The following is a 25686-nucleotide window of genomic DNA, read 5'->3' as shown; positions in this document are numbered from 1 at the left end:
AGGCTGCCCTTCGCGAGAAGGTCACGTTCAAGCTCCGCAGGGCGCGAGGAAATCAGTAGAATCCCCCAGTCTCATCGCGGGCGGCAGCCTGAAACAACCGCCGCCGCGTAAATCGGTCCTGCCCGGTCGAAGAGGTTTGCGAATTTGCGCTATTGAGATGGCCGCCACCTGATAAGGTGCCGCCGGATGAACACCGCGGTATTGCGCAAATTGCTGGTCGTGATTGTCGCCGTGGCCGTGGCTGCGGGGGCATTTTGGCTGTTGATCCCGCGGGACAAGGAGGTCCGCGCGCTCCTGGTGAAGCGGGGTCCAGCCGAGCGGGTGCTCGCCGTCAACGGGCGGGTTCGCCCCCGGCTGGAGATCGACGTGCGCCCCTCCCTCGGCGGAGAGCTAGTCCTGCTGCCTTTCGACGTGGGCGATCGCGTTGCGGAAGGCCAGGTCCTGGCGCGGATCGACGACGCCCCGGAGACGGCTGCGATCGCCGAAGCGGAGGCTTCGGTGCAGACGCAGCAGGCTACGGTGGCACAGGCCCGGCGTGATCTTGCACGCTTCGAGGCGCTGGGCCAGTTCGCGGCGAAGCGGGAGGTCGAGGCCAGGCGGCTCGCGGTAGTAGAAGGCGAGCGCGAGCTGAAGCGAAGGCGCGCGGCGGTGGTCCAGGCCCGCGAACTGCGCGACCGGCGGGTGCTGCGGGCGCCGTTCTCCGGCGTGATCCTCGACCGTCCAGTGGATCCCGGCCAGACCGTCGGGCCAGAGAGCGTCATCTACCATCTCGCCGACCTCGCGAGCCCCGAAGTGTCCGCCGAAGTGGACGAGATCTACGCCGCCGACATCCGCCCCGGCATGGAAGCAGTGATCGACGTTACCGGACAACCCGGCCAATTTCGCGGGCAAGTGCTGACCATCGCGCCGCGAGTCGATCCGGCGACCGGCGCGCGCGAAGTGCGGATCGCGCTGACCGACAACCCGCTGCAGGCTCCATCGGGCCTCACCGTGACAGTCAATCTCGTGATCGAGCGGCGCAAGGACGCGATTACAATCCCGCGCAGCGCCATCGTCCAGGCCGGGAGCGCGCCTGCGGTAAGGGTCGTTGACGAGGACGGGGTCGTGACCACGCGTCCCATCGCCTTCATCGACTGGCCGGCCGAGGAAGTGGTCGTGACACGCGGGCTCAAGGCGGGCGAGCGCGTTCTTGCCGATCCTGAAGCCGCCAGCCCGGGCGAACGGGTGCGGATCGCCGATTGAGGTGAACCGCTACGCCGCCAAGCTGGCCGTGCGCCACCTGCTGTCCCATCCCGGCCAGACTGCGCTGCTCATGGCTGGTGTCGCGCTGGGCGTCAGCGTGTTCATTTTCATGAGCGCGCTTATCGGCGGCCTGGCGACGCTGCTCACCTTGCGAACGGTGGGCAGCATCCCGCACATCGTGCTGGAGATGCCGGACCGGGATCCGGTAGCGCTCGTTGCGGGGGCGCAGAGCCACGTAGCGGTGCAGAAGGACCTCGGCCGGCGCGAGCAGATTGCCATCTGGCAGCCAGCCGTGCCGATCATCGAGCAGACCGCCGGGGTGACCGCGGTTTCCCCGCAGATACGCGGATCGGCTTTTGTCGAGCGCGGACAGGCAGTTGCCCCCGTCGGGGTGATCGGGGTGATGCCGGGCAAGCTTTCCGTCATTGCCGACATCGGGGACGCGATAGTCGAGGGCAGTGGCAATCTCCCGGCGGACGGCATCCTTATCGGCAGCCGCCTTGCCAGCGATCTGGGGTTGCGCGTCGGGCAGGTGGTGCGGCTGAATTCCGACCGTGGCCGCGCGCGAAGCTTCCGCATCGGCGGGATCTTCGCCCTCGGCATCGCCAGCGCGGACCGGCAGGCGGTGTACATGAACTTCACCGCCGCGCGAGCGTTGTTCGACCTTTCGACCGGCATCTCCCGCATCGAAATCAAGGTCGCGCCGGCGACCGCCGCGCCTGCCGTCGCCGAACGCCTGCGCCGTTCGACCGGGCTCAAGGCTACGGCCTGGACAGAGGACAACAGCCAGCTGTTCGAAGGTCTCGATGCGCAAGCGCGCACCGGGACGATCATCAAGGCGTTTTCGCTGGTCACCATCGTGGTCGGCATCGCCAGCGCGATGCTGCTGTCGATCGTCAGGCGGCAGGCGGAAATCGGCATCATGCGGGCAATGGGCGCCAGCCGGAGCCTGGTCGTCTCGATTTTCGTTTTCGAGGGAACGCTGATCGGCCTGGTCGGAGCGCTGTTCGGGGCGCTGGCGGCCTGGCTTGCGCTGCTCCCGCTTCCGCCTGTCACCGAAGTCGCCAGCGGCGGGCTGCCGATCGATCGCGGCCAAGGCGATTTTCTGCTCGCCATCGGCCTGACCACCTTGGCAGCGGTCCTCGCCTCGATCCTCCCCGCGCGCAACGCCGCTCGGATCGATCCGGTGCAGGCGATCGGCACGTGAGCGCCGGGACCATCCTCACCGTGAGCGGGCTCACCAAGAGCTTCGGCGATGGCGAAGCCGAGACGCTGGTGCTCAAGGGCATCGACCTGCAGCTCGCGGAAGGGGAGATGGCCGCGCTTCTCGGTCCCTCCGGCTCAGGCAAAAGCACGCTGCTGTCGATCCTCGGCACCCTGATGCGCGCTTCAGGGGGAAGCCACGAAATGCTCGGGACCGACCTAATGCAGGCCAGCGAAGCGGAGCGGACCGAATTTCGCAGCAAGTACCTGGGCTTCGTGTTCCAGTTCCATCACCTCCTGCCCGACCTCTCCGCAATCGAGAACGTGATGATGCCCGCCGCGGCCGCCGCCGGGCGCGAGACCGCGCCGATGCGATCGAAGGCTGGCGAGCTGCTCGACGCGATGGGTCTGGCCGAAAGGCGCGATTTCCGGCCTGCGGCCATGTCAGGGGGACAGCGCCAGCGCGTCGCGGTCGCGCGCGCGCTGATCAACGACCCGGTGCTGGTGCTGGCGGATGAACCGACGGGAAATCTCGACCGCCAGACCGCCGACGAGGTCATGGCCCTCATCCGTTCGATAAACGACAGCCTTTCCAGCAGCTTCCTTATCTCGACGCACGACGCGCACATCGCCGCGCAGTGCCCGCGGCGGATCGAGTTGCTCGATGGAAGGATCGTCCATGCATGACGCGGTTCAATCCTCGGTGGTGCTGCGCACGCGCCGTCTGCGGCTCGAAACACAGCAGGAGCCCATCGTGCTGCTCCATGCCGACTGTCCCATCGCGCGATCAGTGGGCTTCACCGCACGGGCGCAAGTGGAACTGGTGGCCGGCGGACGCAGCGCGCTTGCGACGATGTACCAGGTGTCGGACGGCCTTATCGGGGAGCACGAGGTCGGGCTGTCGGAAGATGTATGGTCACACCTGGACGTTCCGGACGGCACGCCGGTAAATCTGCGCCATCCGCTTCCGGTGGCCTCGATGAGCGCGGTGCGGGCCAAAGTGTACGGTCACCGGCTGGACGATGACCAGATCCGGTCGATCATCCGCGACGTCGCCACCGAACGCTATTCCGATGTCGAGCTGGCGACCTTCATCACCGCCTTCTCCAGCCACCAGGCCGATTTCGGGGAGATGGTCACGCTGACCCGGGCAATGGTGGAAGTGGGCGAGGGCCTGACCTGGCCCGGCCGCCAGATCGTCGACAAGCACTGCGTGGGGGGACTGCCCGCCAACCGGACCAGCCCGTTGCTCGTGGCCATAGCCGCCGCGGCAGGCCTGACCATACCCAAGACCTCCTCCCGCGCGATCACCTCGCCGGCCGGCACGGCCGACACGATGGAGACGATGGCGCCGGTCAATCTCGACATTGCCGCAATGCGCAAGGTCGTCGAGCGCGAGGGAGGATGCGTCGTCTGGGGCAGCAATGTCGGCCTCAGCCCGGCGGACGACATCATCATCCGCGTCGAACGCGCTGTCGGGCTCGACAGTTCGGCCCAGCTCGTCGCCTCGGTGCTGTCGAAGAAGCTGGCGGCGGGATCCACCCACGTGCTGATCGACCTTCCCGTCGGCCCCACCGCAAAGGTCCGCAGCCCACAAGACGCGAGCCAGCTGAGCGAATTCCTCACGCTGGTCGGCAAGGAAGTGGGGCTCGATGTGCGGCCGATCGTCACAGACGGTTCGCAGCCGGTCGGCAACGGGATTGGCCCTGCGCTGGAGGCGCACGACGTGTTGGCGGTACTGCGCTGCGAGAACTCCGCTCCGGCCGACCTGCGCACGCGTGCGCTCCTTCTGGCAGGCGAATTGCTGGAGCTGGGCGGCGCGGCAGAACAGGGAGCCGGGCAGACGCTTGCCGCGTCCATCCTCGACGATGGACGCGCGCTGCGCAAATTCCTTGCCATCTGCGCCGCGCAAGGGGGCTTCCGCGAGCCGCCGGTCGCCCCGCTCCGCCACGATCTTGTCGCCCCGGAGGCGGGCCGGCTCGCGTCGATCGACAACCGCCTTCTGGCCAAGCTGGCCAAGCTCGCAGGAGCGCCTGCCGCCGCTTCGGCGGGCGTGCGCATCCACGTCAAGCTGGGTGACGAAATCTCCAGGGGCCAGCCGCTGCTCACGGTTCACGCGGAAACACCGGGCGAACTGGCCTACGCGCTCGAATTCGCCGCCGCGAACGCGCGCATCCTGCAACTTACAGAAGCATGACGATGCTGCTGTTCGAGCTGTCCGCCGCGCCCGGCCTTGCTACGGCTTTGGTGGGGCACACCGCTGACGCGCTGGGCGAACTGGCGCTGTCGCATTTCCCGGACGGGGAGTCTCATGTCCGGCTGCTATCCCCGGTGGAGGGCCGGGACGTCGCGCTGTTGTGCAGCCTCGACCGCCCTGACGCCAAGCTCGTGCCGCTGCTGCTGGCCGCCGGCGCCGCGCGGCAGCAGGGCGCCCGCTCGGTCGGGCTGGTCGCGCCCTATCTAGCCTACATGCGGCAGGATATTGCCTTCAGGGCGGGCGAAGCGGTGAGCGCGGCGATCTTCGGCGAGGTCTTGTCCGCGCGGTTCGACTGGTTGGTGACGACCGACCCGCACCTCCACCGCCTGCCCGATCTTGCGGGGGTCTATTCGATACCTGCCGTCGCGGTGAGCGCGAGCGAGGCAATTGCGGGCTGGGTCGCGCGTGAGGTGGAAAATCCGGTGATCGTCGGCCCCGACGAGGAAAGCGCGCAGTGGGCCGGGCGCATCGCACAGGCCGCCGGAGGCCGCGCGACCATCCTGCGCAAAGTTCGCAGCGGACCGTACTCGGTCACGATCGACCCAGCGGGATTGAACGAACTTGCGACTGGAACACCGGTAATCGTCGATGACATTGCCTCGAGTGGAAAGACCCTGATCGAGGCGGTGCGGCTGCTGCGCGAAAGAGGCTTCAACGACCCGGTCTGTGCCGTGGTGCACCCTATTTTTGCCGGCGAGAGCTACGAGGAACTCCGGGCCGCAGGCGCTGGGCGGGTCGTCAGCACCAATACGATCGCGCACCCTAGCAATGCGATAGACGTCTCGTCCGCACTCGCCGAAGGTATCGCGCGGGCGCTCGGTCCGATATCCGGCGCAGGCGATTGACGGGTCTCAAGCCTTCTTCCTGCCGTTTCTGAACTCGGTGTAGCTGTCGAGCACCTTCTGCATCTCTGCGATCGCCTTCTGGCGCGCCTTGGCATCGCGGATCGACGCCAGCCGCGACTTCAGGTTCGCGGCGAGATCGGCATAGCTGTTCTGCCAATCGCGCCCGACCGCCTGCTGGCGCTCGGGCAGGCCCGTCTTCGTGCGCCGCGCGGGTTCCCCGGGTCGGAGCTCGTACCGCTCGCCCAACTCTCCGGGATGATGATGGACTGTGCGACACCGCGGCTCTGCGCCTCGCGCCGCAAGGCTTCGAGAGAAGCGCTTTCGCCGTGGTCGAGGAACAGGCTGCCCGCGATCGGGATGCGCTGTTGCAGCCAATCGAGCAGCCCTGCCTGGTCGGCGTGGGCCGAGTAACTGTCGATCTGGCGCACCTGTGCCCGCACGCGCACGTCGCGGCCCGAGATGCGCACGCGCTTTGCTCCCTCGAGGATCACCCGGCCGAGCGAACCTTCGGCCTGGAAGCCCACGAACAGGATCGTCGAATCCGGCCGCGGCAGATTGTAGAACAGATGATGGCGGATGCGCCCCGCCTCGCACATGCCAGAGGCGGCGAGGATGATCGCGCCCGAGAGGGTGTTGAGCCGCATCGATTCGGCGACGTCATTCACGTAACGGATCGATGGATGGCCGAAGATGTCGCGCCCGCCCGTGTCCTCCAGCTCACTGGCGTACTTGCGGAACACGTCGGTGGCCCGGTTGGCGAGCGGGGAATCGACGAACACCATCGCTTGCCCGATCCGCTGGCTGCTCGACAGGGTGGCGATGTCGAGCAGGAGTTCCTGGGTGCGCTCCAGCGCGAAGCTGGGGATCACCAGGTTGCCGCCACGTGCGCGGGCGGCGAGGATTTCGCCTTCGAGCAGCCGCCGCCGATCCTCAATGGATACGCGCTCGCGCATCCGGTCGCCGTAAGTGGCTTCGCAGATGACGAAATCGAATCCGGCCGGGGATGCAGGATGCGCATGGAACGCCTTGTTCTCCGGCCCCAGATCGCCCGAATAGAGCAGGCGCACGCCTTCCGCTTCCACCTCGACCGATGCGGAGCCGAGAATATGGCCCGCGTTCCACAGGCGCACGCGGAAACCGGGGGCGGGTTCGAACCATTCCTCCAGCGCCACGGGGCGCGCGGCGCGCCAGGCAGCCAGCGCGTCTTCCTCGGTATAGATCGGCTCGAACGGAGTCTCCCCGGCCCGGTCGCGGCGGCGGTTGCGCCGCTCGGCTTCGTACTCCTGGATGCGCCCGGCATCGGCGAGCATGAATTCGAGCAGGTCGGCGGTCTGCACGGTGCACCAGATCGCACCGGTGAAGCCTTCCGCCACCAGCCGCGGCAGGAGGCCGCTATGATCGATATGGGCGTGGCTCAGCACCACGGCGTCGATGCCTTTCAGATCGAAATCGAACGGTTCATGGTTGAGCGCTTCCAGCGAGCGCGAGCCCTGGAACAGGCCGCATTCCAGCAAGATGCGTGACTTTCCTGCGATGAGTTCGATGCAGGAGCCGGTTACGGTCCGGGCGGCGCCGTGAACGGCAAGGGAAAGGGTCATCCTCTATGGTCCTGGTGAAAGCTACCGACCGCCGCCGTTTCGCTCGAGCGCGAGCACCTGACCGCTTACCGCCCCGCCGTCGACTACGAACTCGCTGCCGGTCGAATACGTGGCCTCGGTCAACATGAAGCGCACCATCCGGGCGACCTCCTCGGGCTCGCCAAAGCGGGGAATAGGCTGCGCGGCGGCGACTTCCTCGGGCATGTTCGCAGTCATCGGCGTATGGATCGGCCCCGGGTGCAGCGACAGCACGCGGATCCCATCGGCTGCGAGATCGAGCGCAGCAGCCTTGGTGAGCCCGCGCAGACCCCATTTGCTCGTCACGTAGGGCGCAAGGTTGGCATAGCCCTGCAGTCCCGCGATCGACGAGGTGTTCACGATCACTCCGCCGCCTGCCTCCTTCAGCGCGGGGGCGCAGGCGCGGATGCCGAGGAATGCGCCGACGAGGTTGATTTCAACGATGCGGCGGAAATCTGCCGCGCTGCACTCGGCCACGCTGCCCAGCCCGAGCACGCCGGCATTGTTGAACAGCGCATTCAGCGATCCGAACCGCTCCTGCGCGAACGCCACGGCCGGCGCCCACTCGCTCTCGCTGGTGACGTCAAGATGGCGGTAAAGGACATTGTCTCCCAGGTCGGCTGCAAGCTGTTCGCCCTCGCCGTCGAGCACGTCGCAGACCAGAACTTTCGCTCCGCCCTCGGCCAGCAGGCGAACCGTGGCCGCCCCGATGCCGCGGGCTCCGCCTGTGATGACGATACGCAATTGCCCGCATGACTGCACGTTCATCGAATGGCTCCCGAAATCCGTATCCATCGTCCGCCGATAGAACGGGCCGCAGCCTCCCCCCATCGGGAATGATACGGACGCCCCTGTCCTGCCGCGTCTGCCTTAAGTAGAGTTCCCCAGTGCGCGGCGATGCGGGAGGGCCCACCGGACTGCTCATGAACGAGGAATACCGCCTGAAGCTCGTCACCGCCGAGGAGGCCGTCACCGCGATCCCCTCGGGCGCGCACATCGCGATGGGCATGGCGGTGGCCGAGCCACCTGCGCTTCTTCAGGCGCTCGCCAACCGGGTCGAAGCCGGGGCAGTCGCTGATCTCAAGCTATGGTATTTCCATTCGCTCGACCATGCGGCGCGGACGGTGCTGCGTTACGACCTGCTCGACCGGATCAGCCCGCATTGCATGTTCCTCTCGCGCGTGGAGCGGGCAATCATGCGCGAGGCGGAGGCACGCGGAGAAGCCCCTCCGATCGAATTCGTCCCGGTCGCCTTCAGCGAAGCGCCCCGTCTGCTCAGCGAGCGGGTGCCGCTCGATACGTTCATCGTCACCGTATCGCCAATGGACCGGCACGGCTGGTTCACCTTCGGGGTCGGCAACGATTACGGCTCTACCGCCGCCCGCAGCGCGAAGCGGCTGATCGTCGAGGTCAACCCCCACATGCCGCGCGTGTTCGGCGACGCGATGCTGCACATCTCCGAAGTCGATGCGATCGTGGAGCATTCGATTCCGCTAGCCGAAATCGAAGCGCGCCAGCCCTCCCCGGAAGAAAGCGCCATCGCACAGACCGTTGCCGGGATGATCGGGGATGGCGCGTGCCTGCAGATGGGCATCGGCGGCATCCCCGACGCGGTCTGCGCCCTGCTGCAGGACAGGCGCGATCTCGGCATCCATACCGAATTGCTGGCGCCCGGCCTTGCGGCGCTGGTCCGTTCGGGAGCGGTCACAAACTGGCGAAAGGTCACTTATCCGGGACGCAGCGTGTTCACTTTCGCGATGGGAGACGCGGCGCTTTACGAGTTGCTCGACGATAATCCGTCCTTCCACGCCGCGCCGGTCAACATCGTCAACGACCCGCGCCACATCGCCAAGAATCCGGGAGTCGTCTCGGTCAACGCGACGTTGCAGGTCGATCTCAGCGGCGCGTGCAATTCCGAACACGTAACCGGCCGGCAGTACAGCGGATCGGGCGGGCAGCTCGACTTCGTGCGGGGCGCCGCGGCATCGGCAGGCGGGAAGTCGATCATCTGCTGCCCCTCGACCGCGAAGGACGGCACGGTTTCGCGCATCGTCCCGCAGCTGACCGGGCCGGTTACGACGCCGCGCAACGACACGCAAATCGTCGTCACCGAATTCGGCTGGACCGACCTGAAGGGCAAATCCCTGCGCGAGCGCGCCGAGGCGCTGATCGAGATCGCGCACCCTTCGTTCCGGCAGGACCTGGCGCGCACGCTGGGATGAGCGAGCCTGGACATCCCGGCCTGACCGCAGCGGAGGCTGCTGCGCGTCTTGCGCAAGATGGGGCCAACGAGTTTCCCGACGCTTCGCACCGCTCGGCCCTCGCGATCTTCGCGGGCGTTCTGCGCGAGCCGATGCTTCTGCTGCTGCTGGCGGGCGGCGCGATCTACCTGCTGCTCGGCGATCCGGGCGAGGCGATCATCCTGCTCGTCTTCGTCCTCCTGACGATCTCTATCTCGCTGGTCCAGGAAGTGCGCACACAGCGGGCGGTCGAGGCGCTGCGCGACCTGGCCATGCCGCGCGCCACCGTGATCCGCGACGGACGGCGAGTGGTTATCGAATCACGCGAGATCGTGCGCGGCGACTTGCTGGAGATCGCGGAAGGGAGCCGGATCGCCGCCGACGGATTCCTTGTCGAGGCAAACGCCCTGCAAGTCGATGAAGCGCTCCTCACTGGCGAGTCCGTCCCGGTGACCAAGGTCGCGGCAGAGCAGCCGTCGACCATCGCACCGCCTCCCGTCCCCGGCGGCGACAATCTGCCCTATGCCTTCTCCGGCACGCTCGCGGTGCGCGGAACCGGGCTGATGCAAGTCGCGGCGACCGGGTCCCGCAGCCGCATCGGCGCGATCGGCAAGTCGCTCGCCACCCTTGAGAGTGAAACTCCGCGCCTGATCGCCCAGACCCGCGGGATGGTGCGCTGGTTCGCCGTTGCGGGCATCGTCTTGAGCGTGACCGCAGTGCTCCTGTTCGGTTTCCTGCGCGGCGACTGGCTGGCTGCCATCCTGTCAGGAATCGCGCTTGCCATGTCGCTCCTGCCGGAGGAACTCCCGGTCGTCCTCGCGCTGTTCATGACGATCGGCGCCTTGCGCATGTCGCGCGCACGGGTGCTCGCCCGGCGCGGTTCGGCCATTGAGACGCTCGGCGCGGCGACAGTCCTGTGCACCGACAAGACAGGCACCCTGACCCAGAACCTGATGGAGGTGGAGGAGCTCTGGTTGCCGGGCGGGGAGCGCCATCGCCCCACGCCCGCCACGCACCTTCCCTCCGATGCCCACGTGCGGCTTGCGACCCTCGGCATGCTGGCGAGTCAGGCAGAGCCGTTCGACCCGATGGAAAAGGCGCTGCACGACCTGGCAGGCAAGCACCCGGGCGCGTCCCTCGATGATCACCGGGGCGCGGGCTGGTCGGCCGAACGGCTCTATCCGCTGGCGCCCGGACTCCTGGCGATGTCGCAGGTCTGGTCGAACGAGGCCAAGCCCGACATGGTAGTCGCCGCCAAGGGCGCTCCCGAGGCGATCGCGGACCTGTGCCACCTCGAACCCGCAGCGCGGCGGGAGATGGAGCGCATGGCAAGCGACATGGCCGCGCGGGGCCTGCGCGTGCTAGCCCTGGCCGAGGGGAGCGCGCCTCCCGGCACCCTGCCGGACTCGCAGCACGGCTTCGCCTTCGCCTACCGCGGGCTCGTGGGGCTGGCGGACCCGATCCGCGGGGCGGTCCCCGCCGCGGTGGCGCAGTTGCAGGACGCCGGCATACGGGTGGTGATGATCACCGGAGACTACCCGGCAACCGCCCGGGCGATCGCCGACCAGGCCGGCATTCGCGCTGGCGAAACCATGTCGGGCGACGAGATCACGGCGCTCGACGACATCGAGCTCTCCCGGCGCATCGGCCAAGTGGGGGTGTTCGCACGCGTCATGCCCGAACAGAAATTGCGGATCGTCCGCGCGCTCAAGGCCGCCGGCGAAGTCGTCGCCATGACCGGCGACGGGGTGAACGACGCCCCTTCGCTCAAGGCTGCCCACATCGGCATCGCGATGGGGCGGCGCGGTACCGACGTCGCCCGCGCGGCATCGGCCATCGTCCTGCTCGACGACGATTTCGGCGCGATCGTCAGCGCGGTGGCGCTCGGCCGGCGGATTTACGACAACATCCGCAAGGCAGCGGTTTTCATCTTCGCGGTGCACCTGCCGATCGCGGGCCTGGCGATCGCGCCCCTGCTGCTCGGCTGGCCGATCATCCTCGGGCCCGTTCTGATCGCGCTGCTCGAGATGGTGATCGATCCGGTCTGCTCGCTCGGCTTCGAAGCGGAGCCGGCGGATGACGACGTCCTGGCACGGCCCCCGCGGGCACAGGACAGCCCGCTCGTAACCCGTGGCATGGCGATCTGGGCGGCGGCGCAGGGCAGCGCTGCGCTGGCGCTGGTGCTGGCCCTGGGAGCCTGGGCGACCGCGTCCCGCATGGCTGAACCGCTCCTGCGCGCGACCTGCTTCGCGGGCCTCGTCGTAGCGGTGCTGATCCTCGTGCTCGCCGACCGCTCCTTCGGCCGCCACGTCAAGGCGCGCAACCGTGCTCTGCCGGTGATCCTCGGCGTGACAATGGGCGTGAATGCGGCGGTGCTGGCCATTCCTCAGGTCGCACAGGTCTTCGGTCTCGCCGCGCTTGGCTACCGCAGCGTGTTCGCGGTGGCGCTGCTCGCCGCGCTACTCGCCGCCGCCATCGCCCTCCTCAAGCCGCGTTTCCGCGCCAGCTTAACCGTCTGAGCGCATGTCCTATTCGCCGGTTGGGTGAAAGGGCACGGGCTGCTAGGGGCGCGTCGCCATGATCACGATCAAGAACCTGACGGTGCGCCTCGGCGGCAATACCATCCTCGCCGATGCCAGCGCGGGAATCCCTACGAATGCGCGCGTGGGCCTGATCGGCCGCAACGGCGCGGGCAAGTCGACCCTGATGAAGGCGCTGATCGGCCAGATCGAACCCGACGACGGTAGCATCGAGATGCCGCGCCGGAGCCGGCTCGGCTACATCGCGCAGGAAGCCCCCAGCGGCTCTCGGACACCGTTCGAAGCGGTACTGGAGGCGGATGTCGAGCGCACCGCCCTGCTGGCGGAAGCCGAGATCTGCGAGGACCCGGACCGCCTGGGCGATGTGCATGAGCGCCTGATGGCGATCGACGCCTACACCGCCCCGGCGCGGGCGGCGCGCATCCTCGGCGGGCTCGGCTTCGACGAGGCGATGCAGGCGCAGCCGCTCGACAGCTTCTCCGGTGGTTGGAAGATGCGCGTCGCCCTCGCCGCGCTGCTGTTCTCCGCGCCCGACATCCTTCTGCTCGACGAGCCTTCGAACCATCTCGATCTCGAGGCGACGCTCTGGCTCGAAAGCTTCCTGAAGGCTTACGACGGAACGCTGATCGTCATCAGCCACGAGCGCGACCTGCTGAACAACGTGGTCGACACGATCCTCCACCTCCAAGGCGGCAAGCTCACGGTCTATTCGGGCGGCTACGACGCCTTCGAGCGGCAGCGGGCCGAGCGCGCCGCCCAGCTTGCCGCCGCCAAGGCGTCCCAGGATGCGCAGCGGGCACGCCTGCAGGATTATGTCGCCCGCAACAGCGCCCGCGCCTCCACCGCCAAGCAGGCGCAGTCGCGTGCCAAGATGCTGGCCAAGATGCAGCCGATCGCCGCGCTGATGGAAGACCCGAGCCTAAGCTTCGACTTCCCCAACCCGGACGAGCTGCGCCCGCCGCTGATCACGCTCGATCACGCTGCGGTCGGATATGGCGACACGCCCGTGCTGCGGCGTCTCAACCTGAGGATCGACCCCGACGACCGGCTCGCGCTGCTGGGCCGCAACGGCAACGGCAAGACCACGCTCGCCCGTCTGCTCGCCTCGCAGCTTTCTCCGATGGAGGGGAAGATGCAGGTCTCGGGCAAGCTCAAGGTCGGCTACTTCACCCAGTACCAGGTCGAGGAGCTGGCCTCCGACGCCACCCCGCTGGAGCATATGAACCGCGTGATGGAGGGGCGCACGCCCGCCGCCGTCCGCGCGCAGCTCGGCCGTTTCGGCTTCTCGGGGCACCGCGCCACGACCGAAGTCGCCAAGCTTTCGGGCGGCGAGCGGGCGCGGCTTGCGCTGGCGCTGATCACCCGCGACGCGCCCCACATGCTGGTACTCGACGAACCGACCAACCACCTCGACGTCGATGCGCGCGAGGCGCTGGTGCAGGCGCTCAACGACTACGAGGGAGCGGTCCTGCTCATCAGCCACGACCGGCACATGGTCGAGCTCGTGGCGGACCGGCTGATCCTCGTCGATAACGGCACGGCCGCCGAATACCCCGGCAGCATGGAGGACTACATCGACTTCGTGCTGGGCCGTAACCAGCCGAAGGCGGATCCAGACGGACGTCCGGCGAAGAAGGTCAAAGGCAAGGGCCGCGACCGCGAAGCCGCCAAGCGCGCACGGGCCGCGGTGCTGGAAGCCGAAAAGACGGTAGCCCGCCTGCAGCAACAGGCCAGCGCGATCGACCGGGCGATGTGGGAGCCGCAGGCGGACCACGGCGAGCTAGCCCCCCTGACCATGGGTGAGCTGGCGCGGCGCAAGGCGACCGTCTCCAAAGAGCTCGAGGACGCCGAGGCGCGCTGGCTGGAAGCTAGCGAGCAGCTCGAGCGCGAAGCCGGATAGCGCTGGCCCGCCGGTTCCGGCGCGGCTAGGGCAGCCCTTCATGGAGCAAGGCCGCACCCTGCCTCTCGCGGGCGTCCTCATCGCAGTGGTGGCGGGAATCGGCCTCGCGCTGGCCGGCACGAGCTTGCTTGTGGCTGCCGCGACGGTCCTCGTCTGGCTGGCGACGCTGTGGCTGGTGCAACCGCCGCCCGCGCCAACGGCCGCCCGGACGGACGTCGGCATCGCGCTCACACCCGAAGGGATGCGTGATCTAGTTGAACACTCCGGCCTGCCAACGGTGATTCTCGACGGCAACCGCGTGATCGTCGCCAATGCCGGCGCACGCGAGACGCTGGGGCCGCACATCATAGGCCAGGACGCCCGGGTCGCCTTGCGCCATCCGGCAGCGGTCGACCTTTTGAACAGGACAAGCGGAGGCAGCGCGACGATCCAGGGCCTCACCGGGCCGCAGAGCAGCTGGCAGATGTCGCGCCAGCCGTTCGGCGACCGCTTCGCTCTGGTCGAACTGATCAACCGCACCGCCGAGATCGACATCAGCCGCGCGCACACCGATTTCGTCGCCAACGCCAGCCACGAGTTGCGCACCCCGCTCGCCTCGATCATCGGCTATGTCGAGACGCTGATCGACAAGAGCGCGACGATCGAGCCCGAGCAGCGCGAACGCTTCCTCGGCATCGTCCTGCGCGAGGCCCGGCGCCTGCAGGAGCTGGTCGCGGACCTCATGTCGCTCTCGCAGATTGAAGCGGAAAAGCACGACCAGCCGCGCGAGCATGTCGATCTCGTCGCACTCGCGGGCCGTGCTGCCCGCGACAGCGCAGGGGCCGCGCGGCACGACCGCCTGCGCCTGGGCGGACAAGCCGCCCCGCTTGCGGTGCTGGGCGACCCGAAGCAGCTCGAGCAGCTGGTCCGCAACCTCGTCGACAATGCGCTCAAGTATGGCGCGGCGGACAGCGAGGTGACGGTCGAGGTGGAGAACGACGGGCGCGGGATGGCGGTGCTGAAAGTGCGCGACCGGGGCGACGGGATCCCCTCGCAGCACATCCCGCACCTTACGCGTCGCTTCTATCGCGTGGATCCCGGCCGCAGCCGCGCGGCGGGGGGCACGGGTCTGGGGCTCGCAATCGTCAAGCACATCGTCGAACGGCACCGCGGGCGACTCGATATAGCCAGCCGTGTTGGCGAAGGGACGACGGTGACCGTAAGGCTCCCCATCGCCTCCTGACGCACATCCGCCCTTTTTCGGATGCCGCCGTCACGATCGTGTCGTCAAACTGTAACACAGGGCCGCTAGCTAGCGCGAAACCAAAGGGGTTTCTCATGACACGCAACCGTAACATCCTGTTTGCACTGCTCGGCACCGTGGCACTGGCGGCGTGTGGCGGCGGAGGCACGAGCGAAGGCACCCGCGATTCGGTGCGCGCGGTCGGTTCCTCCACCGTCTATCCGTTCGCCAAGGTGGTGGCGGAAAACTTCGTCCGCTCGAACAGCGGCTTCGCCTCGCCGATCATCGAGTCGACCGGCACCGGCGGCGGCATCGAGCTGTTCTGCCAGGGCGTGGGCGCCAACACGCCCGACATCGCCAACGCCTCGCGCCGGATGAAGGCCAGCGAGTTCGAGAAGTGCCAGAAGAACGGGGTCAAGGACATCACCGAAATCCAGGTCGGCCTCGACGGGATCGCGTTCGCCTCGAAGAAGGGCGGGATTGACATGAACCTGACCCCCGAGATCGTATACAAGGCCCTCGCGGCCAACCCGTATGGCAAGCCGCAGACCGCCAAGACCTGGAAAGACGTCGATCCCTCGCTGCCGGCCAAGCCGATCCTCGTCTACGGCCCGCCTTCCACTTCGGGCACGCGCGACGCGCTTAAGGAACTGATCCTGAGCAAGGGCTGCGACGCCGATGCCGGAATGAAGGCGCTGAAGGACAGCGACAAGGACAAGCACGAGCAGGTCTGCACCGAAGTGCGCGACGACGGCGCCTATGTCGACCAGGGCGAGCAGGACAACCTCATCGTCCAGAAGATCGAGAGCAATCCCGATGCGATGGGCGTGTTCGGCTATTCTTATCTCGAGGAGAATCTCGACCAGCTCAACGGCCTGACGATGAACGGGGTCGAACCGACCTACGACAACATCGCCAGCTTCAAGTACCCGGGCGCGCGGCCGCTGTTCATCTACGTCAAGAACGCGCACCTCGACGCGATCCGCGGCTTGCGCGAATTCGTGGGCGAATGGGCGAAGTCGTGGGCCAAGGACGGGCCGCTGGCGAAGATCGGCCTCGTCGCCGCTACTCCCGAAGTCGAAGCGAAGAGCGCCGAAGCGGCAAAGAGCTTCACTCCGCTTTCGCCAACCGGGCTGAAGTAAGCTAAGTCCACTCGCGATGTCGCCGAGCCTGCTGCTTTTGCTGGCCCTCGGGCTGGGGCTGACCGCATGGTTGGCGGCACGCGCGCGCGCATGGAGTTTCCGCCGCGCCGATCCGGGAGTGCGGCTCGCAGCGCTGCCGGGGTATCACGGCTGGTACGTGGCCCTTTGGGTGCTGGTGCCCGCGCTGCTGGTCGCGCTGGTATGGAACGCGGTCATGCCGCAACTCGTCCTGCAGTCGGTTCTGGCGGACCCGGCGGCCGCGTCGCTGCCGCCGTTCGGGATGCTGCGCGATTCCATGCTCGCCGAAGCGCGGGCGGCGGCGACCGGTGCTGCTCCAGGAGTGTTCAACCCCGCCGCGCGTGCGCTGATAGAGCCCTTCCGCGCGGCGATCGGCCGGTTCGAGGCGATCGGCCTCGCCGCCCTGCTGGTCGCGGCCTTTGCGGGCGGCGCATGGGCGTTCCTCCGCCTCAAGCCGGACTTCGCTGCCCGCACCCGGGTCGAGCGCGCGGTTATGGTCGCGCTGGTGCTTGCCTCGCTGGTGGCGATCCTGACCACCCTCGGCATCTTCATCAGCCTGGTCTTCGAGACCGTCCGCTTCTTCGGCATGGTGAGCCCGATCGACTTCCTGTTCGGCACGCACTGGGCGCCCGATCCGATGGCCCGCGCCGAAGCGGTCGATCCCAGCCGCTATGGCGCATTGCCGCTTTTCTGGGGGACGATCTACATCGGCGCGATAATTGCCATGATCGTCGCCATTCCGCTCGGCCTGATGAGCGCGATCTACCTGACCCAGTATGCAAGCCCGCGCTGGCGCAAGTGGCTCAAGCCCGCGCTGGAGATTCTCGCCGGCGTGCCGACCGTGGTCTACGGCTATTTCGCGGCGCTGACGGTCGCCCCGCTAGTGCGCGATGTCGCGCGATCGCTGGGCGTGGCGAACGCCTCCAGCGAAAGCGCGCTCGCAGCCGGCCTCGTCATGGGCATCATGATCATCCCCTTCGTCTCCTCGATGGCCGACGATTCCATCGCCGCCGTGCCCCAGTCGATGCGCGACGGCAGCCTGGCGATGGGAGCGACCACCAACGAGACGATCCGCCGCGTGCTGGTCCCTGCGGCGCTTCCCGGCATCGTCGCGGGCGTGATGCTCGCGGTCAGCCGCGCGATCGGCGAGACCATGATCGTGGTGATGGCCGCGGGTGCGGCGGCGAACCTGTCGGCCAACCCGCTCGAATCGATGACGACCGTCACCTTCCAGATCGTCGCCATGCTGACCGGCGAAGGCAGCTTCGACCACCCCGCGACGCTCAGCGCCTTCGCGCTCGGGTTCGTGCTCTTCCTCGTGACGCTGACGCTCAACTTCATCGCCCTGCGTGTCGTGAAGCGCTTCCGGGAAGCATATGAATAGCACCGGCACCACCCGCTCGCCCGCCTTCGAAGCGCGGCTGAAGAAGCGCTATGCGGCCGAGCGACGGTTCAGGCTGGCGGGACTGGGAGCGATCCTGTTCTCGGTGGCGGTGCTGGTGTTCCTGCTCGCGACGATGACCTTCAACGGCATCGGCGGCTTCCAGCGCGCCACCTTGCAGGTGCCGGTCGATTTTGCCTCGGTGGCGCTCAATGTGCCTGCTGGCGTTTCCGACACGGACGCCATCGTCCGCGCGCTCGAGGGCCAAGGCCTGGCGGATGTCGTCTCGTTCAGCGCCGAACGTGCGCTGGGCAAGGCGGCGGCTGGCGAGATCAATCCGCAGGGGTGGCGGATCGTCGCGGAGAAGATCGCCGCCGACCCCTCGCTGCTACAGGGCCGCCACGTTTTCGAACTGCCTGTGACAGAGAGCCTCGCCGCAGCCCTGCGCGGCGACGGACACCGCGAGTTGCAACCTCTTGCCCGCTCGCTCGAGGCCAAGGGCCAGCTCGCTACCGGCTTCGACAGCGGTTTCCTCGCGCGCTCGGACGCGACCGACCCGCAGCAGGTGGGCATCTGGGGCGCGCTCAAGGGGTCGATCCTGACGATGATCGTCACCCTTGCCCTCGCCTTCCCGATCGGCGTGCTGGCAGCGCTCTACCTTGAGGAATATGCGCCGCGGAATCGCTGGACCGACCTGATCGAGGTGTCGATCAATAACCTTGCAGCGGTCCCTTCGATCATCTTCGGCCTGCTCGGTCTCGCGCTGTTTCTCGGCCTGTTCCCCCACATGCGCTCTGCACCGCTGATCGGCGGCATGACGCTCGCGCTGATGACGATGCCGGTGATTGTGATCGCGGGCCGTAACGCGATCAAGGCGGTGCCGCCCTCGATCCGCGACGGCGCTATGGCGCTGGGCGCCTCGCCGGTGCAGGTGGTGTTCCACCATGTCCTGCCGCTGGCGCTTCCCGGCATCCTCACCGGCACGATCATCGGCATGGCCCGCGCGCTGGGCGAAACGGCGCCGCTGCTGATGATCGGCATGCGCGCCTTCGTCGCCACGCCGCCGGGCGGTTTCACCGATCCGGCTACCGTGCTGCCGGTGCAGATCTTCCTGTGGTCGGACGAAATCGACCGCGGCTTCGTCGAGCGCACCAGCGCGGCGATCATCGTGCTATTGCTGTTCCTGCTGCTGATGAACGGGGTGGCGATCTACCTGCGCAACAAGTTCGAGAAGAAATGGTGACCGAGACGAATCCCTCCCCCGAAGCCAAGATGCGCACGCGCGACGTGTCGGTGTTCTATGGCGCGAAGCAGGCGGTGGATTCGGTTTCGATCGACATCCACAGCGAATACGTGATCGCTTTCATCGGCCCCTCGGGCTGCGGCAAGTCCACTTTCCTGCGCGCATTGAACCGGATGAACGACACCATCCCGGGCGCGCGGGTGGAAGGCTGCATCGAGCTCGACGGAGAGGATATCTACCGGTCGAAGATGGATGTCGTGCAGCTGCGCGCGCGAGTAGGGATGGTTTTCCAGAAGCCCAACCCGTTCCCCAAGTCGATCTACGAGAACATCGCCTACGGCCCGCGCATCCACGGCCTCGCCGAAGGCAAGAGCGAACTGGACGCCATCGTCGAGAAATCGCTTCGCCGCGCCGGCCTGTGGGACGAAGTGAAGGACCGGCTGTCCGATTCCGGCACCGCGCTTTCCGGCGGCCAGCAGCAGCGCCTGTGCATCGCCCGCGCCATCGCCGTGCAGCCCGAGGTGATCCTGATGGACGAGCCATGCTCGGCGCTCGATCCGATCGCGACCGCCCGGATCGAGGAGCTGATCGACGAGCTGCGCGGCCGCTACGCGATTGTCATCGTCACCCACTCGATGCAGCAGGCCGCGCGCGTGTCGCAGCGGACCGCGTTCTTCCACCTGGGCAAGATGGTCGAATACGGCCACACCTCTGACATCTTCACCAATCCCCGCGAGGAGCGGACCAAGGACTACATCACCGGAAGGTACGGCTGATCATGGCTGAGCACACCGTCAAGGCGTTCGACGAGGACATTACCCGCCTGCGCGGCCTGATCGCGGAGATGGGCGGTCTGGCGGAGCTTTCGATCAGCGAGGCGATGCAGGCGCTCATCAAGGGCGACGAGGAGCTTGCCAAAGGGGTGGTCGCGCGCGACAAGCAACTCGACGCGCTGGAGGCGCAGGTCGATGCGCTGGCGATCCGCACAATCGCCCTGCGCGCCCCGATGGCGGATGACCTGCGCGAGATCATCGCCGCGCTCAAGATCGGCGGCGTGGTCGAACGGATCGGGGACTACGCCAAGAACATCGCCAAGCGCGTCGGCGGCATCGACCGGCGCGGGCCGTTCGAACCGATGACTCTGCTTCCCGCGATGGCCGACATCGCCGCATCGATGGTGCATGACGTCCTCACCGCCTTCGCCGCGCGCGATCCGGTCCTCGCGCTCGAGGTGATCGAGCGCGACGACAAGGTGGACGCCTTCTACGACAGCATCTTCCGCAACCTCGTCAGCTTCATGGTCGAGAACCCGGCGACCATCAGCACCGCTGCCCAGTTGTTGTTCATCGCCCGCAATCTCGAGCGCATCGGCGATCATGCGACCAACGTCGCCGAAATGGTCCACTTCGCCGCTCTCGGCACCTACCCGCCCGATCCCTGAGCCATGCCCGCGCCCAGGCTCCTGCTGGTCGAGGACGACGCCTCGCTCGCCGAACTGCTCGAATTTCGGTTCGAGCAGGAAGGCTACGAGGTCAGCGCGACCGCCGATGGCGATGAGGCGCTCATGCTCGCTGCCGAGGAGACTCCGGATCTCGTCATCCTCGACTGGATGATCGAAGGCACCAGCGGGATCGAGGTCTGCCGCCGGCTGCGCCGCGACCCGGCAACCGCGCGGGTGCCGATAATCATGCTCACCGCGCGCGAGGCAGAGGAAGACCGGGTGCGCGGCCTCGAGACGGGCGCGGACGACTACCTGACCAAGCCGTTTTCCCCGCGCGAGCTGCTCGCCCGGGTTGCCGCCGTCCTGCGCCGCGTGCGGCCCGCGCTGGCCGGCGAGACGCTGGTCGTCGGGGACCTGAGCCTCGATCCGGTCGCGCACCGGGTGGAACGGCGCAGCAGCCAGCTCCGCCTCGGACCGACAGAGTTCCGGCTGCTCAAGCATCTGATGGAGCATCCTTCGCGCGTGTTCTCGCGCAGCCAGTTGCTCGACGCCGTATGGGGCCGCGAAAGCGACGTCAGCGAGCGGACCGTGGACGTTCACATCCGGCGCCTTCGCGTGGCCATCGCGGTGCCTGGCGCAGAGGACCCGGTGCGCACCCTGCGATCGGCAGGCTACGCGCTCGAACCGGTCTGACGCTCCCGCCGGAAGCGCCCGCCCCGCGCAATTGCTTTCGCACCGGCTTTTGCCTATGGCCCCCGCCACCGGCCCCGGCCGCGCGCGTCACCGCGACCCGCCCGCCGGCGCGCGTCTATTTCACGGCTCCCGAAGGAAGCGCACCATGTCATCCCGCCGCCGCCAGGTTTACGAAGGCAAGGCCAAGATCCTTTACGAAGGTCCCGAGCCGGGCACGCTGATCCAGTACTTCAAGGACGATGCCACCGCCTTCAACGCCCAGAAGAAGGGCACGATCAACGGCAAGGGCGTGATAAACAACCGGATCAGCGAGCACGTCTTCACCCGGCTCGCGCACATCGGCATCCCGACGCACTTCATCCGCCGGCTCAACATGCGCGAGCAGCTGGTGCGGCAGGTCGAGATCATCCCGATCGAGGTGATCGTGCGCAACGTCGCCGCCGGGTCGCTGACCAAGCGCCTCGGCATCGAGGAAGGCGAGCCGCTGCCGCACACGCTGATCGAATACTGCTACAAGGACGACGCGCTGGGCGATCCGTTTGTCTCCGAGGAGGAAATCGCCTGCTTCAACTGGGCGAGCCACGAAGAGATGCAGGACATCTCGTCGATGGCGATCCGCATCAACGATTTCATGTGCGGCATGTTTGCCGCGATCGGCATCCGCCTGATCGACTTCAAGATCGAATTCGGGCGCATCTGGGACGGCGATTTCAGCCGCACGATCCTGGCCGACGAGATCAGCCCCGATGGGTGCCGCCTGTGGGACATCGCCACCGGCGAAAAGCTCGACAAGGACCGATTCCGCCGCGATCTCGGCGGCGAGGAGCAGGCTTACCAGGAAGTCGCCCGCCGGCTCGGCCTGCTGCAGGACGACAACACGCCGGGCGAGGTATTCGACATGAGCGCCCACCGCTCGCGCCTGCGGACGTCTCCCAAGCCGAAAAAGTGACCGCTCAGATCACGTAGCGCAGCGTCATCCCGGTCGGCCCGATGGCATAGGCGCAATCGGGCATGTGATCGCCGTCGACCTGTACCGGGCTAACGCAGCGGTCGAACGCCACCCGGCGCACGCTGCGGAAGGTTGCAAGGCCCAGGCGGTCGAGGGGCCAGCCCGCGAACGCCGCCGCGGTGAACAGCGCGACCCCGCGTCGCGAAGGCCGGTTGAGGACGATCAGTTCCACCGAATCCGCTGCGAGAGCCGCGTTGGGCGACAATCGGAAAGGTCCGGCGAACAGCGCGCCGTGACTGACGATCACAGCCGCCCCCTCGCAGGTGAAGGGGGTGCCATCGGCCAGCTCGCCCGACAGCGCCATCGCCTGGCGCGGCCATTGGCGCAGGACCTGCAGCATCGCCACCACGTAGGCGAAGCGCCCGATCCGCCGCTTGAGCGCGGACGAAACGCGCGCGACGGCGTGGCTGTCCGGCCCGATGGACAGGCATGAGACGACCGGCAGGTCGCCCAGGGCATAAAGCGGTGCCCTGACCCAGGTTTCAGGGCCCCGCCGCCATGCCGCCATGACCTGTTCCGCCAGCGCTTCCGGATCGCGGCCATAGCCGAGTTCGCGCGCGACGAGATTGATCGTGCCCGCCGGCGCGATGCACAGCGGCACCTCCCCCGCGCGCGCACCCAGCGCCTGCACGGTGTCGCGCAGCGTCCCGTCGCCGCCGTGGACGCACACGAGGTCGGCCGAACCCGAAAGGCGCACGCCCTCGGCCGCGGTCGGCAAGGCTGCGACCGTCGCTCCCCGTCCCTCGAACGCGCGGACCAGCTCCGCCAGCCTTGCCGGACGAAAGCTGCCAGCGGCCGGATTGTACACGAGGTCGAGGTTCATCAGGGCGGTTGTTGCCCGGTTCAGCATGTCGCGGCAAGGAGAGCGGATGCACCGCACCATCCTGTTCGTACTTGCGGCTTTTCTCGCCTACCCGGCCCACGCGGAACAGTCGGGCCCGCCCGCCTGGGCCTTCGAAACGAGCGACGTTCCGGTCGATCCGGCTTTCACCTTCGGGACGCTCCCCAACGGGATGCGCTACGTCCTGCGAGAGAACCATACGCCGGAGGGGACGGTCCTGGTCCGCCTGCGGATCGGCTCGGGCTCGCTCGAGGAAACTGACCAAGAACGCGGGCTCGCGCACTTCGTCGAGCACATGGCCTTCAATGGCTCGGCTCATGTGCCCGAGGGCGAGATGGTGAAGCTGCTCGAGCGCGAGGGACTCGCTTTCGGCGCAGACACCAACGCTTCGACCGGGTTCGAGAGCACCACTTACAAGCTAGACCTGCCGCGTGCCGATCCGAAGCTTCTCGACACGGCACTGATGCTGATGCGCGAAACTGCGAGCGAGCTGACCTTGTCCGACGCGGCCATCGCGCGCGAACGCGGCGTCGTGCTGGCCGAAAAGCGCGACCGGACGAACTACGCGCTCAAGGAGACCGAGGACGAGTGGGCGTTCGTGGCGCCCGGTGCGCGCTACCCGCAGCGCCTGCCCATCGGCACGGAGGAGACGCTGCAGGCGGCCGACGCGGCCCGCTTGCGCGGCTTCTACCGCCGCGCCTACGTGCCGTCGAACGCGGTGCTGGTGGTGGTGGGCGCGATCGACGTGCCGCAGGTGGAAGCCGCCATCCGGGCCCGTTTCGGCGACTGGTCCGGCCCGCCCGCGCCAGCGGAGCCCGATGCTGGTCCAGTGAACCTGGGCCGCCGCGGCGAAACCGACATATACCTCGACCCGGCGCTGTCAGAGCGAGTGACCGTGACAAGTCTCTCGCCGTGGACCGATGAACCCGACACGGTGGCACAGCGGCGCCAGAACCTGCTCGAAGGGATCGGCTATGCGGCGATCAACCGGAGGCTTGAGACGATCGCCCGCAGCGAGGATGCGCCCTACCGCGGTGCGGGTTTCGGGACGGGCCACATCTTCAAGGAAGGGCGCGCGACCAATTTCATCGTCGACGCGCTCGATGGCAAGTGGCGGCAGGGCCTGGTCGCAGCGGTGCGCGAGTGGCGGCGCGCGCTCGCCTACGGGTTCTCGCCGGCCGAAATGGCCGAGCAGGTCGCGCGAAACCGGCAAGCGCAGGAGAACGCCGCGCGGTCGGCAGACACGCGCAGCAACGCCGTCCTGGTAAACGCTGTCGAGCAGCTGCTCGATAACGACCTGGTGCCGGCCACCCCCAGGAGCGCGCTTGAACGGTTTGAGGAATTCGCCCCGGCGATCACCCCCGAGGCAGTTCTGGCTGCGCTCAGGGCCGACGCCGCGCCGCTGGACGATCCGCTGATCCGCTTCCAGGGCCGGGTCGCGCCCGAGGGGGGCGCAAAGGCCCTGCGCGCCGCGTGGGACGAGCTGATGGCCGAAAAGATATCCGCTCCCACTGCCGCCCCCACCGGCTCCTTCGCCTATACCGAATTCGGCACCCCCGGCACGGTCGTCGCAGACACGGTCGAGCCGCGCACGGGCATCCGCGAGGTGCGCTTCGCAAACGGTGTGCGGCTCAACCTCAAACGCACCAGCCTGGAAGCCGACCGCATTCGTTTCCAGCTCAATCTCGATGGCGGAGACCTGCTCGCCACTGCCGAGCGCCCGCTGGCCACCGCGATGGTCGGCAGCCTGCCATCGGGCGGGTTGGGCAAGCATTCGCAGGACGAGCTGACCTCGCTGCTCGCCGGCCATTCGGTTTCCCTGAACCTGGCGTCCGGGGCCGACACTTTCGTCAGCGGCGGAATCACCACTCCGCGCGATCTGGAGCTGCAGCTCGACCTGCTGGCCGCCGCCCTCACCGATCCCGGTTTCCGCCGCGAAGGAGAGGTCCGTTACCGGCGGGAGATGGCGAACTGGTTCCTGCGCAAGGACGCGACGCCGGCGAGTGCGCTGGATGCCGCGATCGGCGGGATCCTGTCGGACGACGACCCGCGCTTCACGGTCCAGCCGAGCATCGCCTACCAGAAACTGCGCTATGCCGATCTGCGCGATACGCTCGCAGACCGGTTTGAGCGGGGAGCGATCGAACTCGCGCTGGTCGGCGACCTCGACGAAGAGGAAGCCATCGCCCTGGTGGGCAAGACGCTTGGCGCCCTCCCCGCCCGCGAACCGGATTTCCTCCCGCGCGAGGATGCCCGCGACCGGCCCTTCACCGCCGACCGGGCCCCGCGCAGCGTCCTCCATACCGGGGAGCCCGACCAGGCGCTGGTGCGCCTGACCTGGCCCACGACGGACGACAGCGACGCGGCGGAGGTCCAGCGGCTCGAACTGCTCGAGCGCGTGGCCCAGATCGAACTGACGGAAGAGATCCGCGAAAAGCTGGGCAAGGCCTATTCGCCCGGTGTCCGCAGCGCACCCTCGCGGGCTTGGCGGGGCTACGGCACGTTCGCGCTGACCGCCTCGGTCGACGTGGCCGACCTCGATGCGACACGAGCCGCGATCGCCTCGGTCGTCGCGCGCCTTGCGAGTGAGCCGGTGAGCGACGACACGCTGGAACGCGCGCGCCACCCGCTGCTGGAATCCTACGACAACGCCCTCAAGAGCAACGCGGGCTGGCTCCAGCTTGCCGCGCGGGCTCAGAGCGAAGGTTTCCGGATCGGCCGCTTCCTTGCGGCAAAGGATGTCATCCGCTCCATCGACCCGATCGAATTGCAGGCGACCGCAGCGCGCTACCTCGGTCTCGGCGCTGCCGTCGAGGTGCTGGCCCTACCCGCCCCGAGACAATGACGCGCGCC

At 67.7% G+C, this 25686-nt stretch carries 19 protein-coding genes and 1 pseudogene; 17 read left to right on the top strand and 3 right to left on the bottom strand.

All coding sequences use genetic code 11. From position 1 onward, the window contains the following. The first annotated feature begins 186 nt into the window (after positions 1-186). From IEW58_RS02355 to IEW58_RS02335, 5 genes are read left to right on the top strand one after another with little or no spacing between them, the layout of a single operon-like run. Positions 187-1242: an efflux RND transporter periplasmic adaptor subunit gene (locus IEW58_RS02355; RefSeq protein ID WP_188643652.1), complete on the top strand. Its 1056-nt coding sequence runs from the start codon at positions 187-189 to the stop codon at positions 1240-1242. Position 1243: 1 nt separating this feature from the next. Next, positions 1244-2449 carry an ABC transporter permease gene (locus IEW58_RS02350; RefSeq protein WP_188643651.1) on the top strand — a complete coding sequence of 402 codons (1206 nt, stop codon included), beginning with the start codon at positions 1244-1246 and terminating at the stop codon, positions 2447-2449. Beyond that, a complete protein-coding gene (locus tag IEW58_RS02345; protein ID WP_188643650.1) occupies positions 2446-3132 on the top strand; it encodes an ABC transporter ATP-binding protein in 687 nt (228 codons plus the stop codon). Before IEW58_RS02350 ends, IEW58_RS02345 begins: the two co-directional genes overlap by 4 nt. Next, the gene (locus IEW58_RS02340; protein WP_229658399.1) at positions 3125-4642 is read left to right on the top strand and encodes a thymidine phosphorylase family protein; all 1518 of its coding nucleotides are present in this window, start codon (positions 3125-3127) and stop codon (positions 4640-4642) included. The genes IEW58_RS02345 and IEW58_RS02340 overlap by 8 nt, the downstream gene beginning before the upstream one ends. Then, positions 4639-5547 (top strand): ribose-phosphate diphosphokinase, encoded by a 909-nt coding sequence (locus IEW58_RS02335; protein ID WP_188643648.1) that lies wholly within the window; start codon positions 4639-4641, stop codon positions 5545-5547. Before IEW58_RS02340 ends, IEW58_RS02335 begins: the two co-directional genes overlap by 4 nt. Before the next feature lie 6 nt (positions 5548-5553). Here IEW58_RS02335 and IEW58_RS02330 read toward each other — a convergent pair. Both IEW58_RS02330 and IEW58_RS02325 read right to left on the bottom strand, forming a co-directional pair. After that, positions 5554-7145 (bottom strand): annotated as a pseudogene (locus IEW58_RS02330) (MBL fold metallo-hydrolase). A 21-nt stretch (positions 7146-7166) separates the two neighbouring features. Then, the gene (locus IEW58_RS02325) at positions 7167-7931 is read right to left on the bottom strand and encodes an SDR family oxidoreductase (protein ID WP_188643647.1); all 765 of its coding nucleotides are present in this window, start codon (positions 7929-7931) and stop codon (positions 7167-7169) included. Positions 7932-8086: 155 nt separating this feature from the next. Between IEW58_RS02325 and IEW58_RS02320 the strand changes: the two genes are divergently transcribed. From IEW58_RS02320 to purC, 11 genes are all read left to right on the top strand, one after another. Continuing rightward, the gene (locus IEW58_RS02320; protein ID WP_188643646.1) at positions 8087-9385 is read left to right on the top strand and encodes an acetyl-CoA hydrolase/transferase family protein; all 1299 of its coding nucleotides are present in this window, start codon (positions 8087-8089) and stop codon (positions 9383-9385) included. After that, positions 9382-11922 (top strand): cation-translocating P-type ATPase, encoded by a 2541-nt coding sequence (locus IEW58_RS02315; RefSeq protein WP_188643645.1) that lies wholly within the window; start codon positions 9382-9384, stop codon positions 11920-11922. The genes IEW58_RS02320 and IEW58_RS02315 overlap by 4 nt, the downstream gene beginning before the upstream one ends. Positions 11923-11980: 58 nt before the next feature. Beyond that, positions 11981-13843 carry an ABC-F family ATP-binding cassette domain-containing protein gene (locus tag IEW58_RS02310; protein WP_188643644.1) on the top strand — a complete coding sequence of 621 codons (1863 nt, stop codon included), beginning with the start codon at positions 11981-11983 and terminating at the stop codon, positions 13841-13843. Between the two features lie 40 nt (positions 13844-13883). Next, positions 13884-15065, top strand: coding sequence for a sensor histidine kinase (locus IEW58_RS02305; RefSeq protein ID WP_188643643.1), 1182 nt, complete (start codon positions 13884-13886; stop codon positions 15063-15065). A 95-nt stretch (positions 15066-15160) separates the two neighbouring features. Then, complete coding sequence (locus tag IEW58_RS02300) at positions 15161-16207, top strand: substrate-binding domain-containing protein (protein WP_188643642.1); 1047 nt, start codon at positions 15161-15163, stop codon at positions 16205-16207. Between the two features lie 16 nt (positions 16208-16223). Further along, positions 16224-17609 (top strand): phosphate ABC transporter permease subunit PstC, encoded by a 1386-nt coding sequence (pstC, locus tag IEW58_RS02295; protein WP_188643641.1) that lies wholly within the window; start codon positions 16224-16226, stop codon positions 17607-17609. Next, entirely contained in the window at positions 17602-18849 is a 1248-nt protein-coding gene (pstA, locus tag IEW58_RS02290) for a phosphate ABC transporter permease PstA (protein WP_188643640.1), read from the top strand. The genes pstC and pstA overlap by 8 nt, the downstream gene beginning before the upstream one ends. Beyond that, positions 18843-19625, top strand: a complete 783-nt coding sequence (gene pstB, locus IEW58_RS02285; RefSeq protein WP_188643639.1) for a phosphate ABC transporter ATP-binding protein PstB — start codon at positions 18843-18845, stop codon at positions 19623-19625. Before pstA ends, pstB begins: the two co-directional genes overlap by 7 nt. 2 nt (positions 19626-19627) lie before the next feature. Further along, positions 19628-20290 (top strand): phosphate signaling complex protein PhoU, encoded by a 663-nt coding sequence (gene phoU, locus IEW58_RS02280; RefSeq protein ID WP_188643638.1) that lies wholly within the window; start codon positions 19628-19630, stop codon positions 20288-20290. 3 nt (positions 20291-20293) lie between these two features. After that, on the top strand, positions 20294-20983 hold the full coding sequence (gene phoB, locus IEW58_RS02275) for a phosphate regulon transcriptional regulator PhoB (RefSeq protein ID WP_188643637.1): 690 nt from the start codon (positions 20294-20296) through the stop codon (positions 20981-20983). 145 nt (positions 20984-21128) lie between these two features. Beyond that, complete coding sequence (purC, locus tag IEW58_RS02270) at positions 21129-21932, top strand: phosphoribosylaminoimidazolesuccinocarboxamide synthase (RefSeq protein WP_188643636.1); 804 nt, start codon at positions 21129-21131, stop codon at positions 21930-21932. Between the two features lie 4 nt (positions 21933-21936). Here the strand turns inward: purC and IEW58_RS02265 are convergent, their stop codons facing one another. Next, positions 21937-22815, bottom strand: coding sequence for a diacylglycerol/lipid kinase family protein (locus IEW58_RS02265; RefSeq protein ID WP_229658398.1), 879 nt, complete (start codon positions 22813-22815; stop codon positions 21937-21939). Between the two features lie 46 nt (positions 22816-22861). Between IEW58_RS02265 and IEW58_RS02260 the strand changes: the two genes are divergently transcribed. After that, on the top strand, positions 22862-25678 hold the full coding sequence (locus tag IEW58_RS02260) for a M16 family metallopeptidase (RefSeq protein ID WP_188643635.1): 2817 nt from the start codon (positions 22862-22864) through the stop codon (positions 25676-25678). Positions 25679-25686: the final 8 nt, after the last annotated feature.

This window comes from Tsuneonella deserti, from assembly GCF_014644315.1.
Classification (GTDB): Bacteria; Pseudomonadota; Alphaproteobacteria; order Sphingomonadales; family Sphingomonadaceae; genus Tsuneonella; species Tsuneonella deserti.
This window is presented reverse-complemented; position numbering and strand designations above follow the sequence as displayed.

Excerpts from the sequence above, each read along its gene's own strand:
- IEW58_RS02355 (WP_188643652.1), top strand. The coding sequence starts at position 187 with ATGAACACCGCGGTATTGCGCAAATTGCTGGTCGTGATTGTCGCCGTG.
- IEW58_RS02340 (WP_229658399.1), top strand. The coding sequence starts at position 3,125 with ATGCATGACGCGGTTCAATCCTCGGTGGTGCTGCGCACGCGCCGTCTG.
- IEW58_RS02335 (WP_188643648.1), top strand. The coding sequence starts at position 4,639 with ATGACGATGCTGCTGTTCGAGCTGTCCGCCGCGCCCGGCCTTGCTACG.
- IEW58_RS02325 (WP_188643647.1), bottom strand. The coding sequence starts at position 7,931 with ATGAACGTGCAGTCATGCGGGCAATTGCGTATCGTCATCACAGGCGGA.
- IEW58_RS02320 (WP_188643646.1), top strand. The coding sequence starts at position 8,087 with ATGAACGAGGAATACCGCCTGAAGCTCGTCACCGCCGAGGAGGCCGTC.
- IEW58_RS02315 (WP_188643645.1), top strand. The coding sequence starts at position 9,382 with ATGAGCGAGCCTGGACATCCCGGCCTGACCGCAGCGGAGGCTGCTGCG.
- IEW58_RS02310 (WP_188643644.1), top strand. The coding sequence starts at position 11,981 with ATGATCACGATCAAGAACCTGACGGTGCGCCTCGGCGGCAATACCATC.
- IEW58_RS02305 (WP_188643643.1), top strand. The coding sequence starts at position 13,884 with ATGGAGCAAGGCCGCACCCTGCCTCTCGCGGGCGTCCTCATCGCAGTG.
- IEW58_RS02300 (WP_188643642.1), top strand. The coding sequence starts at position 15,161 with ATGACACGCAACCGTAACATCCTGTTTGCACTGCTCGGCACCGTGGCA.
- pstC (WP_188643641.1), top strand. The coding sequence starts at position 16,224 with ATGTCGCCGAGCCTGCTGCTTTTGCTGGCCCTCGGGCTGGGGCTGACC.
- pstA (WP_188643640.1), top strand. The coding sequence starts at position 17,602 with ATGAATAGCACCGGCACCACCCGCTCGCCCGCCTTCGAAGCGCGGCTG.
- pstB (WP_188643639.1), top strand. The coding sequence starts at position 18,843 with ATGGTGACCGAGACGAATCCCTCCCCCGAAGCCAAGATGCGCACGCGC.
- phoU (WP_188643638.1), top strand. The coding sequence starts at position 19,628 with ATGGCTGAGCACACCGTCAAGGCGTTCGACGAGGACATTACCCGCCTG.
- phoB (WP_188643637.1), top strand. The coding sequence starts at position 20,294 with ATGCCCGCGCCCAGGCTCCTGCTGGTCGAGGACGACGCCTCGCTCGCC.
- purC (WP_188643636.1), top strand. The coding sequence starts at position 21,129 with ATGTCATCCCGCCGCCGCCAGGTTTACGAAGGCAAGGCCAAGATCCTT.
- IEW58_RS02265 (WP_229658398.1), bottom strand. The coding sequence starts at position 22,815 with ATGAACCTCGACCTCGTGTACAATCCGGCCGCTGGCAGCTTTCGTCCG.
- IEW58_RS02260 (WP_188643635.1), top strand. The coding sequence starts at position 22,862 with ATGCACCGCACCATCCTGTTCGTACTTGCGGCTTTTCTCGCCTACCCG.